Genomic DNA, 14,596 nt, shown 5'->3' with positions numbered 1-14,596 from the left:
ATAAAAGGAGAGCGCCTTGTACGTCTATCGCATCATGCTACTGCTGGTGTTCGGTGGCTACTTGCTCTCCCCGCTGCTGATGAGCGGCTGGGCCAGCCCCGGGGTGGCCTGGTATCGCCCCTTCGCGATCTGGGGCGTACTGATCGCCCTGACACTTTGGCTGGAACAGAAGCGAAGGCTCGATGAACGTTAGCGCAAGCGACGCCGCAACCAACGCGAACGGCCGATGAGAGGCCCCCGATGACCCTCAGCCTAAGTGCCGTCATGCTGCTCGGCCTCGGCTACCTGGGGCTGCTATTTGTGGGCGCCCTGGCGGTGGAGCGCGGCTGGGTTCCCGTGCGTCTTTCCCGCCACCCAGCAGTCTACATCCTCGCGCTTGGCGTCTACGCCAGCGCCTGGGCGACCTACGGCAGTCTGGAACTGGCGGGTCGCGTGGGCTTCGGATATCTGGCTTATTACCTGGGTGTGGCCGGCGCCTTTCTGCTCGCGCCGGTCTTGCTGGTACCGATTCAGCGCCTGTCGCGCGCCTACCAACTGGCCTCGCTGGCCGACCTTTTCGCCTTTCGATTTCGTTCACGCTGGGTCGGCAGCCTAGTGACCCTCATCAGCCTGCTGGCAGTCCTGCCGCTGCTGGCCCTGCAGGTCCAGACCCTGGGTGACACTATCTTCCTGATGACCGGCACTGGCACTCCCTCGCTGTTTGCGCTCGCCTTCTGCGTGATGATCGCCCTGTTTGCGATCGCCTTCGGTGCCCGCCATGCACGCCTACATGCCCGCCATGACACCCTGCTGGCGACTATCGCCGTCGAGTCGCTGGTCAAGCTTGCCGCTATGCTGGTGCTGGGGGCCTATGCCCTGTTCGTGGTCTTCGACGGTCCCGTGGACCTGCAGGCCTGGCTCGATGGTCCTGGACGCAGTGCTCAGGCCGGGATCGAGCAACTCGACCCGACGCGATGGCGCACCCTGCTGCTGCTGTTCTTCGCCGCAGCGTTTCTGATGCCGCACATGTTTCATGTGGCCTTCGCCGAAACCCTGTCACGACGCACCTTGCTCCAGGCGGCCTGGGCATTGCCGCTGTTCCTGCTGCTGATGGCGATACCAATCCCCTTGATCCTGTGGGGCGCCCAACGGCTCGGGGAAGATGGCACCGGCATCGGTGAAGCCTATTATGCTTTCGCGCTGTCAGACGCCGCATGGCTCCAGGGCACGGCCTTTATTGCCGGCCTGGCCGCGGCCAGTGGCACCATGATCATCATCTCCCTGGCGCTCTCGGGCATGATACTCAATCACTTGGTGCTAGTGGCCCTCCCGCCGGGCAAGAAGCTCGACCTGTACCGCTGGTTGCGGTGGCTACGGCAGGGTCTGATCGCTGCGGTGGTTCTCGGCGGCTGGCTCTTCTATCGCCTGGTGGGGGTCAAGCACGACCTAACCACTCTTGGCCTGGTGGCCTTCGTCGGCATGGCCCAGTGTCTGCCGGGAATGCTGGCGTTGCTCTACTGGCCGGGCGCCAACCGCAAGGGCATGGTCAGCGGCCTGATTGTCGGTAGCCTGATCTGGCTGCTGGGCCTGTGGCCACCCCTTCTCGCCGCGTTTCCCGGGCTGATCCTGCTGCCGCCGGGTCTCGAGGGGATCGACGGCCAGGCGCCCTGGTATCTCGTCACCCTGGTGTCGCTCACCGCCAATATCCTTACCCTGATCCTGGTGTCGCTGGCGACCCACACCTCGGCCGGTGAGCGCGCCGCCGCCGAGGCCTGTTCGGTCGACGCCGTCATTCGCCCCAAACGCTTACCGTTGATCGCCGCCAACAGTGAGGAATTCAAACAGCAGCTGGCCCGAGCCCTCGGCGAGAACATCGCTGAACGCGAGGTTGATTGCGCGCTCATGGATCTGAGCCTTTCGCCACGGGAGAGTCGGCCCTACGCGCTGCGGCGTCTACGCGACCGCATCCAGGCCAACCTCTCCGGGCGGATGGGCCCGTCGGTGGCCCAGGACATCGTCGATCGATTCCTGCCCTACCGCCGAGGCGACGGGATGGCGGCCACCGAGGATATCCACTTTGTCGAAAGCCGACTGGAGGCCTATCGCACCCGGCTTACCGGCCTGGCCCGCGAGCTCGACGGGCTGCGTCGCTATCATCGCCGCACCCTGGCGCGTTTGCCGGTCGGCCTCTGTGCCTTCGGCGATGACGGTGAACTCCTGATGTGGAACGATGCCCTTGCGGCTCTCACCGGCATTGACGGCGACAGCGTGATCGGCGCTCGCCGCGACAATCTACCAGCACCCTGGGCAGAACTGCTGGGCCGAATACTCACCGCCCCCCATAGCCGCCTCTACAAGCAACCCATCGAGCTCGCGGGCGAGTTGCGTCACCTGACATTGCACAAGGCCGAGCTCGATGCCGGCGAGGACGGGCACGGAGGCAAGGTGGTCCTGATCGAGGATCACAGCGAGATGAAGTGGCTCGAGGACGAGCTGGTGCATGCCGCACGGCTGGCCTCGATCGGCCAGCTGGCCGCTGGCGTCGCCCACGAGATCGGCAATCCCGTCACCGGCATCTCCTCACTGGCCCAGAACCTTCGCTACGACACCGACGATCCCCGTATCCTGGAAACCGCCAGCCAGATCCAGCAACTGACCCAGCGGGTCTCGCGCATCGTCGCCTCGCTGGTGGGCTTCGCCCATGGCGGACGACACGTATCGGGGCATACGCTCAGTGCGGTCTCGATGGCCGACATCACCGACGAAGCGCTGCACTTGATCCATCTTGCCCGCTCGGGAGAGGATGTGGCGTTCGAGAACCGCTGCCTTGCCGAACCGAAGGTCCAGGGCGATGCTCAGCGGTTGCTGCAGGTGATGGTCAACCTGCTCGGTAACGCCCGTGACGCCAGTGGCGCGGGCGACCGGGTCACTATCGAGACCGAGCCAACGGGAGATGGGCTGTGGGTCAGCGTCGTTGACGAGGGCGAGGGTATCGATGACAGCGTTCGTGACCATCTCTTCGAGCCCTTCACGACCACCAAGCCCCCCGGCGAGGGCACCGGGCTCGGCATGGCGCTGGTCTACAGCATCATCGCCGAACACGACGGGAAGATCGACATCGACTCCCCGCCGCCAGGCCAGGCAAAGGGCACGCGAGTCCGCCTCTGGCTGCCCCTCAACCGACAGGAGGTTGCACACGCCAATGAGCCGGATTCTGATCGTTGAAGACGAAGCCATCATTCGCAGTGCCCTGAGACGACTGCTTGAGCGCCACGCTCACCAGGTCAGCGAAGCCGGTTCGGTCGTCGAAGCCCTCGAGCTCGCCCCCCAGGGCTTCGACCTGGTGATCAGTGACCTGCGCCTGCCCGAAGAACCCGGCACCGACCTCATCCGGCATGCCGACCCAGTGCCGGTGTTGATCATGACCAGCTACGCCAGCATGCGCTCGGCCGTGGAGGCCCTGAAACTCGGGGCCGTGGATTATGTCGCCAAGCCCTTCGATCATGACGAACTCCTCGAAACGGTGGCCAGGATACTGCACCAGCAAGCCGATCGGCACATCGCCCCACCCGATGTCACCGGGGCGAGCGGGAGCGCCCAGCCGATGATCGGCAATTGCGCGGCCATGCAGGTGGTCTATACCCGTATTCGCAAGACCGCACCCGCTGACGTGACCGTACTGATCCAGGGCGAGTCCGGCACCGGCAAGGAGTTGGTGGCCCGCGCCATCCACCAGCAGAGCAAGCGCGCCAGGGCGCCGTTGATCTGCGTGAACTGTGCGGCCATACCGGAGACGCTGATCGAATCCGAACTGTTCGGCCACGAAAAGGGCGCCTTCACCGGCGCCAGCGCCGCCAGAACCGGCCTGGTCGAGGCCGCCGGCAGCGGCACACTGTTTCTCGACGAGATCGGCGAACTGCCGCTGGATGCCCAGGCCCGCTTGCTTCGCGTGCTCCAGGAAGGCGAGATCCGCCGGGTCGGCTCGGTGGAGACGCGGCATGTCGACGTGCGGCTGATCGCCGCCACCCATCGTGACCTACGTGCGCTGTCGAAGACCGGCGAGTTTCGCCTCGATCTGTACTACCGCCTCAATGTCATGGAGATCGACCTCCCGCCACTCCGTGAGCGCAATGACGACATCCTCGAGATCGCTGACGTGCTATTGGGCAAGGCCTGCCATCGTCACGATCATCCAGGACTCAGACTCTCTCAGGCTGCGCGCCGCACCATACGTGACTACCCTTGGCCGGGCAATGTGCGCGAACTGGAAAATGCTCTGGAACGCGGCGTCATCCTCGCCGAAGGTCACCTGATTCACCCCGACGACCTGGGCCTCGTGCCCCCCACGCGGCCCTTGAGCAAACCACCGGCTGGCGGTCCTGACCTTATGGAAAGCGCCGAGCCGGCAGGCGAGGATGAGGAGGATCTGTCGCTGGAGGACTATTTCCAGCATTTCGTGCTGGAGCATCAGGATCAGATGAGTGAAACCGAGCTGGCACAGAAGCTCGGGATCAGCCGCAAGTGTCTCTGGGAGCGCCGCCAGCGGCTCGGCATCCCCCGCAAGAAAACGTCACGACGCACCACCGGCTGAGCCGATCATCGGCTTCGACCAAGGGTCAAGGCCAGCGGCCGTCATTCTGATAAGTTGGCCACGAGGCGTAGAGCGAATTTGCACCAATTGTTACCTTCTCACCCACCAGCCGCCCCCTTCTGGCCCCACGGGGGTAACACACAGCGTGTCGGTGAAGGACAGCCTACCGGCAGAAAACCTCAACAACATGATTTACAAGACTTAACGATCATCTGGCACACCCCCTGCTACTTACTAGTCAAGAAAAACAAATCCACTTGTCCCCGCCTGACGACAACAACAACCAGGCAGCTGTGGACGAGGTCCGACTCAGAAACAACAACAAGAATGACATCGGACAGTGATGCTGCGGAGGCGAAGGCCGGTCGACCCCACCACCGGGGTGCAACAACAACAACGACCGTTTCGCCCTCTTTGGGTCCAATCAAAACAACATCCCGAAGCGCCGGAGCCATCAGGACGCGACGCACTTTCCACGGCCATCAAGAAAAACAATCGCCGTCAACGTGCATTCCCGGCAACAACACCAATAACCCGGGGAAAGGCATGACCTGTATGCCGTCGTGGTTGGATTATTGTTTTGAATACGAGGCGGTCGCCCTCGGGAGCATCAACAAGGATAACAATTTGCTTGCCTACAAGGCCCTTGGTGACTGCGGTACGTATTCAAGGCGATGCGCCATCACGAAGAAGAATCAGCGGTAAGGATGCTGCAGACTTGCTTAGGGGGAGGCCGTAGGGTCTCCCCCTTTCTGTGTTTTGCCCTCTCTACCCCGACACCCCACCCGTACGACGCTTTGCAAGGTGTCGGGGGTCGGCTACACTCAACGCTTTTCCGTGACCCGCGAGTCGATATCGCCGCATGTTCAAAGGATTTACCCGCTTTCTGCAGGGTCCAGGCGAACGCCTGAAGTCTCTGTTCGACCCACAGGCTGTTCCCGTCGTCAGCTCGGGGCCGCGCCTCATTTCTCGCGAAGATCATCCGGTATCGCGACAGCATTTTAGTGACGCCGCGCTCAAGGTGCTCTATCGCCTGCACAACGCCGGTCACCAGGCGTTTCTGGTCGGCGGCTGCATCCGCGACTCTCTGCTCGGACGCATGCCCAAGGATTTCGACGTGGCCACCGACGCCACGCCGGAACAGATCCGCGAGTTGTTTCGCAATTCACGGATCATTGGACGACGCTTTCGCATCGTGCACGTGCGCTTCGGCCGTGAAGTCATCGAGGTCACCACCTTTCGTGGCAAACCGGGCGATGACCATTCCGATCACATCGCCCAGCAGTCCGATGCTGGCCTGCTGCTGCGCGACAATGTCTGGGGCAATCTCGAGGAAGACGCGTTGCGGCGGGACTTCACCATCAATGCTCTCTACTACAACATTGCCGATTACTCGATCCACGACTTTGCCGAGGGAATAGAAGACATCGAGGCTCGCACCTTGCGCCTTATCGGTGACCCGGCCACCCGCTATCGCGAGGACCCCGTGCGCATGCTGCGGGCGGTTCGCTTCGCGGCCAAGCTCGACTTCGATCTCGACGTGGCGACAGAAGCCCCCATTCTCGAACAGGCGCCGCTGTTGCTGCAGATTCCGCCAGCGCGACTGTTTGATGAGATCCTGAAACTGTTCATGACTGGCCATGGGGTCGCCTCGTTCCACTTGCTGTGTGACTTCGGCCTGTTCGCAATGCTGTTCCCCGAAGCCGACGAGGCCATGAACGAGCTGCCCTGGACCGAGAGGTTGGTCGAGCTGGCGCTGGAAAGCACCGATCGACGCATACGCGAAGAGCGTCCGGTGACCCCGGCATTCCTGTTCGCCGCCCTGCTCTGGGGACCGGTGCAACAGCGCCAGGCCATCCTGGAGGGCGATGGCATGCCGCCGGTTCCGGCCTTGCAGGCAGCCTCCCAGCAGGTCATCTCGCGCCAGTTGCAGCATATCTCGATTCCCAAGCGTTTCAGCATGCCGATGCGCGATATCTGGGACCTACAGCATCGCCTGCCATTGCGCCGAGGGCGCCGCGTCTTCCAGACTCGCGAGCATCCTCGTTTCCGCGCCGCCTATGATCTGCTGTTGCTTCGCGAAGCCGCGGGTGAACTCGCACCGGGTCTTGGCGACTGGTGGACCGCCTTCCAGGAAGCCGATGAGCACGAGCAACGCCGCCTGCTGGGCAAGGTCGGTGCCGATCCGGCAGGCAGCGGCGCGTCCCGCAAGCGCCGCCGTCGCCGTCGTAAACCGCGGAGCCCCTCGAGCGAAACATGATGGATCAGCGTGCCTGGATCGGCCTGGGCAGCAACCTCGACGATCCCGGCGGGCATGTCAAACGTGCCCTCGAGGAACTCGAACACCTGCCCTTGACGCGCCGACTCGCTGCCTCGACCTGTTATGTGAGTCGACCGATCGGTCCCGCCGATCAGCCCGACTTCGTCAACGCCGTGGCCACGGTTGCCACGCGTCTGTCGCCCTTGGCGCTGCTCGACCAACTTCAGGCCCTGGAACAGCGTCATGGCCGCGTACGCCAGCGCCACTGGGGTCCCCGCACCCTCGATCTCGACCTGCTACTATTCGCTGACTATCGTCTGGCATGGCCTCGTCTGACCCTGCCCCACCCCGAGCTTGCTCACCGAGCCTTCGTGCTGCTGCCGCTGGCGGAGGTCGCCCCAGAGCTGCGGCTTCCCGACGGCCGTTCGGTGTCTCGGCTGGCCGCCGCGCTTGGGGATCACGACGTATCGCCGATGTTACCTGGCGCCTGAAAAGTGTAGAACGTGTTACCTATCGACTCTTCGGGGCGGTTTGGGTAACAATCATGGGCACCACTCGGGCGGCAATCGACACCGACCGCCGACAACGACGAGAGCACGCCATGAAAACCGTCTCCCTGAGCACGCTAAAAAGCTTGAAGCACGCCGGAGAGCCCTTTAGCTGCCTGACGGCCTACGATGCCTCATTCGCCCGCGTTGCCGGCGAGGCGGGCATCGAAGTCCTGCTGGTAGGCGATTCCCTGGGCATGGTCCTGCAGGGACACGCCAGCACGCTCCCGGTGACCGTCGACGACATTTGCTACCACACGCGATGCGTCGTCCGCGGCAAGACCGCCAGCCTGTTGATGGTCGACTTACCATTCATGAGCAATGCCAGTCTCGAGCGTCTGCTCGAGGATGCCGGTGCATTGATGCGTGCTGGCGCCGAGTTGGTCAAGGTCGAGGGTGAGGCCTGGATGGCCGAGGGCATCCGCGAACTGACCCGGCGTGGCGTACCGGTCTGCGCCCACCTGGGCCTGACGCCCCAGTCGGTCTATCAGCTGGGGGGGTACAAGGTGCAGGGACGCGAGCCAGACCGAGCAACCCAGATTCTCGAGGATGCTCGTACCTTGGTGGAAGCCGGCGCCTCGGTGATTCTCCTTGAGTGCGTGCCGGCAAGCCTGGGACGCGCCGTGACCGAGGCGCTGGACGTGCCGGTGATCGGCATCGGCGCAGGCAGCGGTACCGACGGCCAGATTCTCGTCATGCACGACGTGCTGGGCGTGACCCACGGCCGCATGCCACGCTTCGTCAAGAACTTCATGACCGAGGCCGCCGATATCCAGGGAGCGTTTCGCCACTACCATGAAGACGTCAAGGCACGCCGCTTCCCCGCCGAAGAGCACAGTTTCTGACCACCGGATTCCCAGGAGATCCGCCAGGATGCATACCCTGCGAGAGATCCCCGATCTACGCACGACACTAAATCACCATCGCCGGCGTGGCCAACGCATCGGACTGGTACCCACCATGGGCAACCTCCACGCGGGTCATCTGGCACTGGTCGCGGCCGCCCGCGAGCGCTGCGATGTGGTGGTGGCGACCATCTTCGTCAACCCGATGCAGTTCGGGGCTGGTGAGGACCTGGCGGCCTATCCGCGTACCCTGTCCGATGACCAGGCCCAACTTGAGGCCGCGGGCTGCGACCTGCTCTTCGCCCCCGCGGTTGACATCGTCTATCCTCGCCCTCTCGAAAGTCAGACGCGCGTCCGTGTCCCTGAGGTCAGCGAAGGGCTCTGTGGCGGCTCGCGGCCGGGGCATTTCGATGGCGTCGCCACCATTGTCGCCATGCTCTTCAATCTGGTGCAGCCCGACGTGGCCTGCTTCGGCCAAAAGGACTATCAGCAACTGGCGGTCATCCAACGCCTGGTCGACGACCTGCACTTCCCGATCGAGATCCAGGGGGTGCCCATCGTACGCGACGAGGACGGCCTGGCACTCTCCTCACGCAACGCCTATCTCGACACACATCAGCGAGCTATCGCCCCGCGGTTCTATTCGATTCTGCGTGAGCTACGCCAGCACCTGGAGGAAGGCGCTGGTGTCGATACGACACTTGCGGGGGGGCTGGCGCGCCTCGGGGAGGCCGGCTTCGTGCCCGATTACCTGGAACTGCGCGCCGAGGACCTGGGGCCAGTGACGGCGACCACTCGCGACGCCATCCTGCTCGCCGCCGTCCGGCTTGGCACGACGCGCCTGATCGATAACCAGCCCCTGTTATTGCCTCGCTGAGCACCATTTACCTTCAAGGCAGACGGCGAAGCGGCGAGAAAATCTCGTTCTTTGCGCGTATTAACCCTCTTGGGCATTGCCGCGGCGAGCCGGGGTCCCCTATGCTTGGGTGACGCAAGCCCGTTATCCACGTTCAGGAGATTTTCCCATGCAAGAAGTGGTGATCGTTGCCGCACGCCGCACCGCCGTCGGTGCCTTCGGTGGTTCTCTCACCGGCATTCCCGCCAGTGACCTGGGTGCTCATGTCATCAAGGATATCCTGTCCGGCACAGGCGTGTCGGGAGATCAGATCGATGAGGTGCTGCTCGGTCAGGTCCTGACCGCCGGCGTCGGCCAGAACCCGGCTCGCCAGGCCGCCATCAAGGGTGGGCTGCCGGACACCGTTCCCGCCATGACCATCAACAAGGTCTGCGGGTCGGGCCTCAAGGCAATCCATCTAGCGACCCAGGCCATTCGCTGCGGAGATGCCGAGATCATCCTGGCCGGCGGCCAGGAAAACATGTCCGCCTCTCCCCATGTGCTGCCCAATTCGCGCTATGGCCAGCGCATGGGTGACTGGAAGGCCATCGACACCATGGTCCATGACGGCCTGTGGGACGCCTTCAATCATTACCACATGGGCATCACCGCCGAGAACCTGGGCGAGAAATATGGTATCAGCCGCGAGGAGATGGACGAGTTCGCCGCCGCGTCGCAGCAGAAAGCTGCCTCGGCCATCAAGGAAGGCAAGTTCAAGGGCCAGATCGTGCCGGTGGAGATTCCCCAGCGCAAGGGTGACCCGGTGGTCTTCGACACCGACGAGAACCCGCGTGAAGTGACGGCCGAGAAGCTTTCCGGCATGCGTCCGGCCTTCAAGAAGGACGGCAGCGTGACCGCCGGCAATGCCTCTGCCCTCAACGACGGCGCCGCCGTGGTGATGGTCTGCTCGGCCGAGAAAGCCAAGGCCCTGGGACTCGAGCCGCTGGCGCGTATTGCCGCCTACAGCAACGCCGGCGTCGACCCCGCCATCATGGGTATCGGCCCGGCGCCGGCCACTCGCCTGTGCCTCAAGAAGGCTGGCTGGAGCCTGGACGACCTGGACCTGATCGAGGCCAACGAGGCCTTCGCCGCCCAGGCGATTTCCGTCAACAAGGAGCTCGGCTGGGACACCTCCAAGATCAACGTCAACGGCGGCGCCATCGCACTTGGCCACCCCATCGGGGCCTCAGGCTGTCGTATCTTCGTCACCCTGCTGCATGAGATGATCGCTCGGGATGCCAAGAAGGGCCTGGCGACACTGTGTATCGGTGGTGGCCAGGGTGTTGCGCTCGCCATCGAGCGCTAAGTAACCCGACCTTGATCGCACGCTAGCCGTACCGCCTGAAACGACACCGCCCCCGCAGCTTGGCTGCGGGGGCGGTGTTTTTCTTGCCGTGAAGCGTTGCCTTCTTACATCTTACAGCTGGGGCTCCGCTGCCTCGTCGGCCTCGAAAGCGGCTTTCTCTTCCGGGGTCATCTCCTTGATGGTGAGCTTCACGCGGTTGCGGTTGTCGATGTCGAGCACCTTGACCACGACTTCGTCGCCCTCATTGAGAAAATCGCGCACATCGTTGACCCGCTCGGGGACGATCTGGGAGATGTGCACCAGGCCATCGGTACCCGGCATGATGTTGACGAAGGCGCCGAAATCGGCGATGCGCACCACCTTGCCGCGATAGAGCTTGCCGATTTCCGCCTCGGCAGTGATTGCCAGGACGGTGTCGATGGCACGCTTGGCGGCCGCCTTGTCCTCGGCGTAAATGCGTACGGTGCCATTGTCGTCCAGATCGATCGAGGCGCCGGTGTCCTCGCAGATCTTGCGGATGGTGGCGCCGCCCTTGCCGATGACGTCGCGGATCTTCTCCGGATCGATCTTGATGGTGGCCATGGACGGGGCGTTCTCGGAAACCTCGGCACGGCTTTGGGCAATCACCGTGTTCATCTGATCGAGGATGTGCAGGCGCGCCTCATTCGCCTGCTGGAGAGCGACTTCCATGATCTCCTCGTTGATGCCCTCGATCTTGATGTCCATCTGCAGTGCGGTGACACCCTCGACACTACCGGCCACCTTGAAGTCCATGTCGCCGAGGTGGTCCTCGTCGCCGAGGATGTCGGTGAGCACGGCGAAACCGTCGTCGTCCTTGACCAGCCCCATGGCGATGCCGGCCACCGGTGCCTTCATCGGCACGCCGGCGTCCATCAGTGCCAGTGACGAGCCGCATACCGACGCCATTGAGCTCGAGCCATTGGACTCGGTGATCTCCGACACCACGCGAATGGTGTAGGGGAAGTCGGCTTCATCGGGAAGCATCGCCTGCACACCGCGGCGCGCCAAGCGGCCGTGGCCAATCTCGCGACGCTTGGGCCCCCCCATGAAACCGGCCTCGCCAACGCAATATGGCGGGAAATTATAGTGCAGCATGAAGCGGTCCTTGCGCTCGCCTTCCAGCGACTCGATCAGCTGCGAATCACGAAGTGTGCCCAGGGTAGCGATCACGATCGCCTGGGTCTCGCCGCGTGTAAAGATCGCCGAGCCATGGGTCTTGGGCAGGCTGCCGACTTCCATATTCAGCGGACGTACGGTCTTAAGATCGCGCCCATCGATACGCGGCTCGCCCTTGACCACCCGGTGGCGCACGATGCGCTTTTCGAGGCCCGCGAAAGCGCCCTTAACCTCATCGGCCTCGAACTGGCCTTCACCACCGGCCAGCTGCTCGACAGCCTCGGCCTTGAGCGCCGAGAGGGTGTCCTGGCGAATCATCTTGTCGGTAAGGCGGTAAGCGTCACCGACCTTGTCCTCGAAGGCTTCCGCTACCGCCGTCTTGAGAGCGGTGTTCTCGACGGCAGGCTGCCAGTCCCACTTCGGCTTGCCAGCCTCGGCGGCCAGCTCCTTGATCGCCGAGATGGCGACCTGCATCTCCTGATGGGCAAAGAGCACCCCGCCCAGCATTTCATCCTCGAGCAGTTCCTTGGCCTCCGACTCGACCATCAGCACGGCCTTCTCGGTACCCGCGACCACCATGTCCAGTTCGGAGCCAATCAGCTCGTCTACCGAGGGATTGAGGAAATAGCCCTTGTCGTCATTGAAGCCAACGCGCGCCCCTGCAATGGGACCATTGAAAGGCACGCCGGATATCATAAGGGCGGCAGAGGTGCCGAGCATCGCGGCGATATCCGGATCATGATTGCGGTCGGTGGAAAGCACCGTACACACGACCTGCACCTCGTTCATGAACCCCTTCGGGAACAGCGGGCGGATCGGACGATCGATCAGCCGCGAGGTAAGGGTTTCCTTCTCGGTGGGACGTCCTTCGCGTTTGAAGAAGCCGCCGGGAATCTTGCCGACCGCGTAGGTCTTCTCCTGGTAAAACACCCCCAACGGGAAGAAGGGTTGAGCGGGATTCGCCTCCTTCTTCGCGACCACGGTGCACAGCACCACGGTATCGTCCATGGTGACCATCACGGCACCTGTGGCCTGGCGGGCGATGCGCCCTGTTTCCAGGGTGACAGTGCTACGCCCGTACTCAAACGTTTTCTTGACCAGATTCACGGCGACTTCCTTCAACTTTTCGATGTTTTGATCATTTCGGCTTGGCGACCATTTTAGGGGGTGATGCGCGGGAGGGCTACCATATCGATGGGGCGCCACCTTTCGCTCCCTGAACGAGAAACGGGTAGCCCCGCAGGGCTACCCGTTTTCATCGTCGTCATTGCCGAAAAGGCCGGGGCCACGTAGCACAGGTGCAGAAGTGACCCCCTTTTCCGCTTAGCGGCGCAGGCTGAGACGCTGGATCAGGGCCTGGTAGCGCTCGAGATCCTTGCGCTTCAGGTAATCCAGCAGCTTGCGGCGCTGGTTGACCATGCGGATCAGGCCACGACGCGAGTGGTGGTCCTGCTTGTTGGTCTTGAAGTGATCCTGCAGGCCGTTGATGTTGGCGCTCAGCAAGGCCACCTGGACTTCAGGGGAACCGGTATCATTGTCGCCACGACTAAATTCGTTGACGATTTCGGCTTTCTGTTCAGCGGTCAGTGCCATCTGTCTCTCCAGTAAGCAATATGCCTGAGTGGTGAAAAGAGTGAGACCACGCATATTTGCAGTCTCGAACGTTTCTCCTTTAATCGACTGCCGTGCTGAGCAGTCGTTTCGGTGCCACCTCCTGTGGCCCCGTTACCGTGCCGAGGCCCAGAAAAGCCTCGTCATGGTAGAGTCTCGCGATCTCGCCCGTCGCCAGTCCATCGGTGCCGACGCCGGCTGATTGGCCGTGGTTGAGTCGTCGGTCCGCCTCGGCATTCACCTTGAGCTCGGGCAGGTGAGCGACCAGCGCATCCACGGGCAGCAGAGCCGTCTCGCGTTCGCTCTGGTTGGACAGTTTCTCCAACGCCTCGAGGCTCAACATGTCCGACGCCTCGAAGGGCCCCGTTGCCAGGCGGCGCAGCGCACTGATGTAGCCACCACAGCCCAGGGTACGGCCGATATCCTCGGCCAGAGTACGGATATAGGTGCCCTTGCTGCAACGCACTTCCATCTCGAAGGCCTCGCCTTCGAAAGCGAGAAGGCGCGCATCATACACCGTCACGCGACGCGCTGCACGCGCTACCGTCTTGCCCTCCCGCGCCAACTCGTAGAGCTTGCGCCCCTGATGCTTGAGCGCCGAGACCATGGGCGGCACCTGATCGATGTCGCCGCGAAAGCCCGCGAGCGCCGCCTCGATATCGGCCTCTTCGAGCCGTGGTACCGCGAAGCGCTCGACCCGCTCACCCTCGGCATCGCCGGTGTCGGTGATTGCCCCCAGTTCGACGCGGGTGCGGTAGACCTTGTCGGCCTCCAGCAGGTGCGCCGAGAACTTGGTCGCTTCGCCGAAGCAGACCGGCAACAGTCCCGTCGCCATGGGATCCAGCGTCCCGGTATGACCGGCTTTCTGCGCCTGGAACAGGCGTCGCGCCTGCTGCAGGGCATGGTTGCTCGACAGTCCCTTGGGCTTGTCGAGCAGCAGCACACCATTCACGGGCAGACCCCGGCGACGACGCGCCATCAATTACGGCCTTCCCGGTCGTCCGGCGTCTTGCCCGGCTCGGCCCTCGCGTCATCCTCGGCGTCCTGACGCAGGCGATCGGTCTGCACCGCCTCGTCAATCAGCGAGGACAACCGCTGGCCACGCACCACGCTCTCATCGTAATGAAAGCGCAGTTCGGGCACATGGCGCAGCTTGACGCGCCGGGCAATCTGGCTGCGCAGGAAACCGGCGGCTTGCTTGAGAACCTTGAGGTTCTCCTTGACCCGCGCGGCATCCTCCTCCCCCAGCAGCGTCACGTGAACATCGGCATAGCCGAGATCTCGACTCACCTCGACGCCACTGACGGTGACCATGCCCAGGCGCGGGTCCTTGACCTCGCGCTGGATGAGCACTGCCAGCTCCTTCTGGAGCTGATCAGCGACTCGGTCGGTACGCTTGAACTCGCGCATTTAGGCCTCCTCGA

At 63.2% G+C, this 14,596-nt stretch carries 12 protein-coding genes; 8 read left to right on the top strand and 4 right to left on the bottom strand.

Annotation, left to right across the window (positions count from 1 at the left end):
* Positions 1–16: 16 nt before the first annotated feature.
* The 8 genes from KG088_RS16395 to KG088_RS16360 all read left to right on the top strand — a co-directional run bounded on the left by KG088_RS16395 (position 17) and on the right by KG088_RS16360 (position 10,424).
* A complete protein-coding gene (locus KG088_RS16395) occupies positions 17–193 on the top strand; it encodes a hypothetical protein (protein ID WP_213827212.1) in 177 nt (58 codons plus the stop codon).
* Positions 194–240: 47 nt separating this feature from the next.
* On the top strand, positions 241–3,204 hold the full coding sequence (locus KG088_RS16390) for an ATP-binding protein (RefSeq protein ID WP_213827210.1): 2,964 nt from the start codon (positions 241–243) through the stop codon (positions 3,202–3,204).
* On the top strand, positions 3,182–4,570 hold the full coding sequence (locus KG088_RS16385) for a sigma-54-dependent transcriptional regulator (protein ID WP_213827208.1): 1,389 nt from the start codon (positions 3,182–3,184) through the stop codon (positions 4,568–4,570). Before KG088_RS16390 ends, KG088_RS16385 begins: the two co-directional genes overlap by 23 nt.
* 862 nt (positions 4,571–5,432) lie before the next feature.
* A complete protein-coding gene (pcnB, locus tag KG088_RS16380; protein ID WP_213827206.1) occupies positions 5,433–6,830 on the top strand; it encodes a polynucleotide adenylyltransferase PcnB in 1,398 nt (465 codons plus the stop codon).
* The gene (gene folK, locus KG088_RS16375; protein ID WP_250148316.1) at positions 6,827–7,321 is read left to right on the top strand and encodes a 2-amino-4-hydroxy-6-hydroxymethyldihydropteridine diphosphokinase; all 495 of its coding nucleotides are present in this window, start codon (positions 6,827–6,829) and stop codon (positions 7,319–7,321) included. The genes pcnB and folK overlap by 4 nt, the downstream gene beginning before the upstream one ends.
* Before the next feature lie 110 nt (positions 7,322–7,431).
* On the top strand, positions 7,432–8,223 hold the full coding sequence (panB, locus tag KG088_RS16370) for a 3-methyl-2-oxobutanoate hydroxymethyltransferase (protein ID WP_213827204.1): 792 nt from the start codon (positions 7,432–7,434) through the stop codon (positions 8,221–8,223).
* Positions 8,224–8,251: 28 nt separating this feature from the next.
* Positions 8,252–9,100 carry a pantoate--beta-alanine ligase gene (gene panC, locus KG088_RS16365; RefSeq protein ID WP_213827201.1) on the top strand — a complete coding sequence of 283 codons (849 nt, stop codon included), beginning with the start codon at positions 8,252–8,254 and terminating at the stop codon, positions 9,098–9,100.
* Positions 9,101–9,248: 148 nt separating this feature from the next.
* Complete coding sequence (locus KG088_RS16360) at positions 9,249–10,424, top strand: acetyl-CoA C-acetyltransferase (protein ID WP_213827199.1); 1,176 nt, start codon at positions 9,249–9,251, stop codon at positions 10,422–10,424.
* A gap of 111 nt (positions 10,425–10,535) precedes the next feature.
* Here KG088_RS16360 and pnp read toward each other — a convergent pair whose 3' ends face one another.
* The 4 genes from pnp to rbfA all read right to left on the bottom strand — a co-directional run bounded on the left by pnp (position 10,536) and on the right by rbfA (position 14,582).
* Positions 10,536–12,668, bottom strand: coding sequence for a polyribonucleotide nucleotidyltransferase (gene pnp, locus KG088_RS16355; protein WP_213827197.1), 2,133 nt, complete (start codon positions 12,666–12,668; stop codon positions 10,536–10,538).
* 216 nt (positions 12,669–12,884) lie between these two features.
* Positions 12,885–13,154 (bottom strand): 30S ribosomal protein S15, encoded by a 270-nt coding sequence (rpsO, locus tag KG088_RS16350; protein WP_213827195.1) that lies wholly within the window; start codon positions 13,152–13,154, stop codon positions 12,885–12,887.
* Between the two features lie 79 nt (positions 13,155–13,233).
* Positions 13,234–14,151: a tRNA pseudouridine(55) synthase TruB gene (gene truB / locus KG088_RS16345; protein WP_213827193.1), complete on the bottom strand. Its 918-nt coding sequence runs from the start codon at positions 14,149–14,151 to the stop codon at positions 13,234–13,236.
* The gene (gene rbfA, locus KG088_RS16340; protein ID WP_213827191.1) at positions 14,151–14,582 is read right to left on the bottom strand and encodes a 30S ribosome-binding factor RbfA; all 432 of its coding nucleotides are present in this window, start codon (positions 14,580–14,582) and stop codon (positions 14,151–14,153) included. Before rbfA ends, truB begins: the two co-directional genes overlap by 1 nt.
* Positions 14,583–14,596 lie beyond the last annotated feature (14 nt).

Source organism: Halomonas jincaotanensis, assembly GCF_018448785.1.
Taxonomy (GTDB): Bacteria; Pseudomonadota; Gammaproteobacteria; order Pseudomonadales; family Halomonadaceae; genus Halomonas; species Halomonas jincaotanensis.
The sequence above is the reverse complement of the archived record's forward strand: the minus strand, read 5'-3'. Positions and strand labels throughout refer to the sequence as shown.

Excerpts from the sequence above, each read along its gene's own strand:
- KG088_RS16390 (WP_213827210.1), top strand. The coding sequence starts at position 241 with ATGACCCTCAGCCTAAGTGCCGTCATGCTGCTCGGCCTCGGCTACCTG.
- KG088_RS16385 (WP_213827208.1), top strand. The coding sequence starts at position 3,182 with ATGAGCCGGATTCTGATCGTTGAAGACGAAGCCATCATTCGCAGTGCC.
- pcnB (WP_213827206.1), top strand. The coding sequence starts at position 5,433 with ATGTTCAAAGGATTTACCCGCTTTCTGCAGGGTCCAGGCGAACGCCTG.
- folK (WP_250148316.1), top strand. The coding sequence starts at position 6,827 with ATGATGGATCAGCGTGCCTGGATCGGCCTGGGCAGCAACCTCGACGAT.
- panB (WP_213827204.1), top strand. The coding sequence starts at position 7,432 with ATGAAAACCGTCTCCCTGAGCACGCTAAAAAGCTTGAAGCACGCCGGA.
- panC (WP_213827201.1), top strand. The coding sequence starts at position 8,252 with ATGCATACCCTGCGAGAGATCCCCGATCTACGCACGACACTAAATCAC.
- KG088_RS16360 (WP_213827199.1), top strand. The coding sequence starts at position 9,249 with ATGCAAGAAGTGGTGATCGTTGCCGCACGCCGCACCGCCGTCGGTGCC.
- rpsO (WP_213827195.1), bottom strand. The coding sequence starts at position 13,154 with ATGGCACTGACCGCTGAACAGAAAGCCGAAATCGTCAACGAATTTAGT.
- truB (WP_213827193.1), bottom strand. The coding sequence starts at position 14,151 with ATGGCGCGTCGTCGCCGGGGTCTGCCCGTGAATGGTGTGCTGCTGCTC.
- rbfA (WP_213827191.1), bottom strand. The coding sequence starts at position 14,582 with ATGCGCGAGTTCAAGCGTACCGACCGAGTCGCTGATCAGCTCCAGAAG.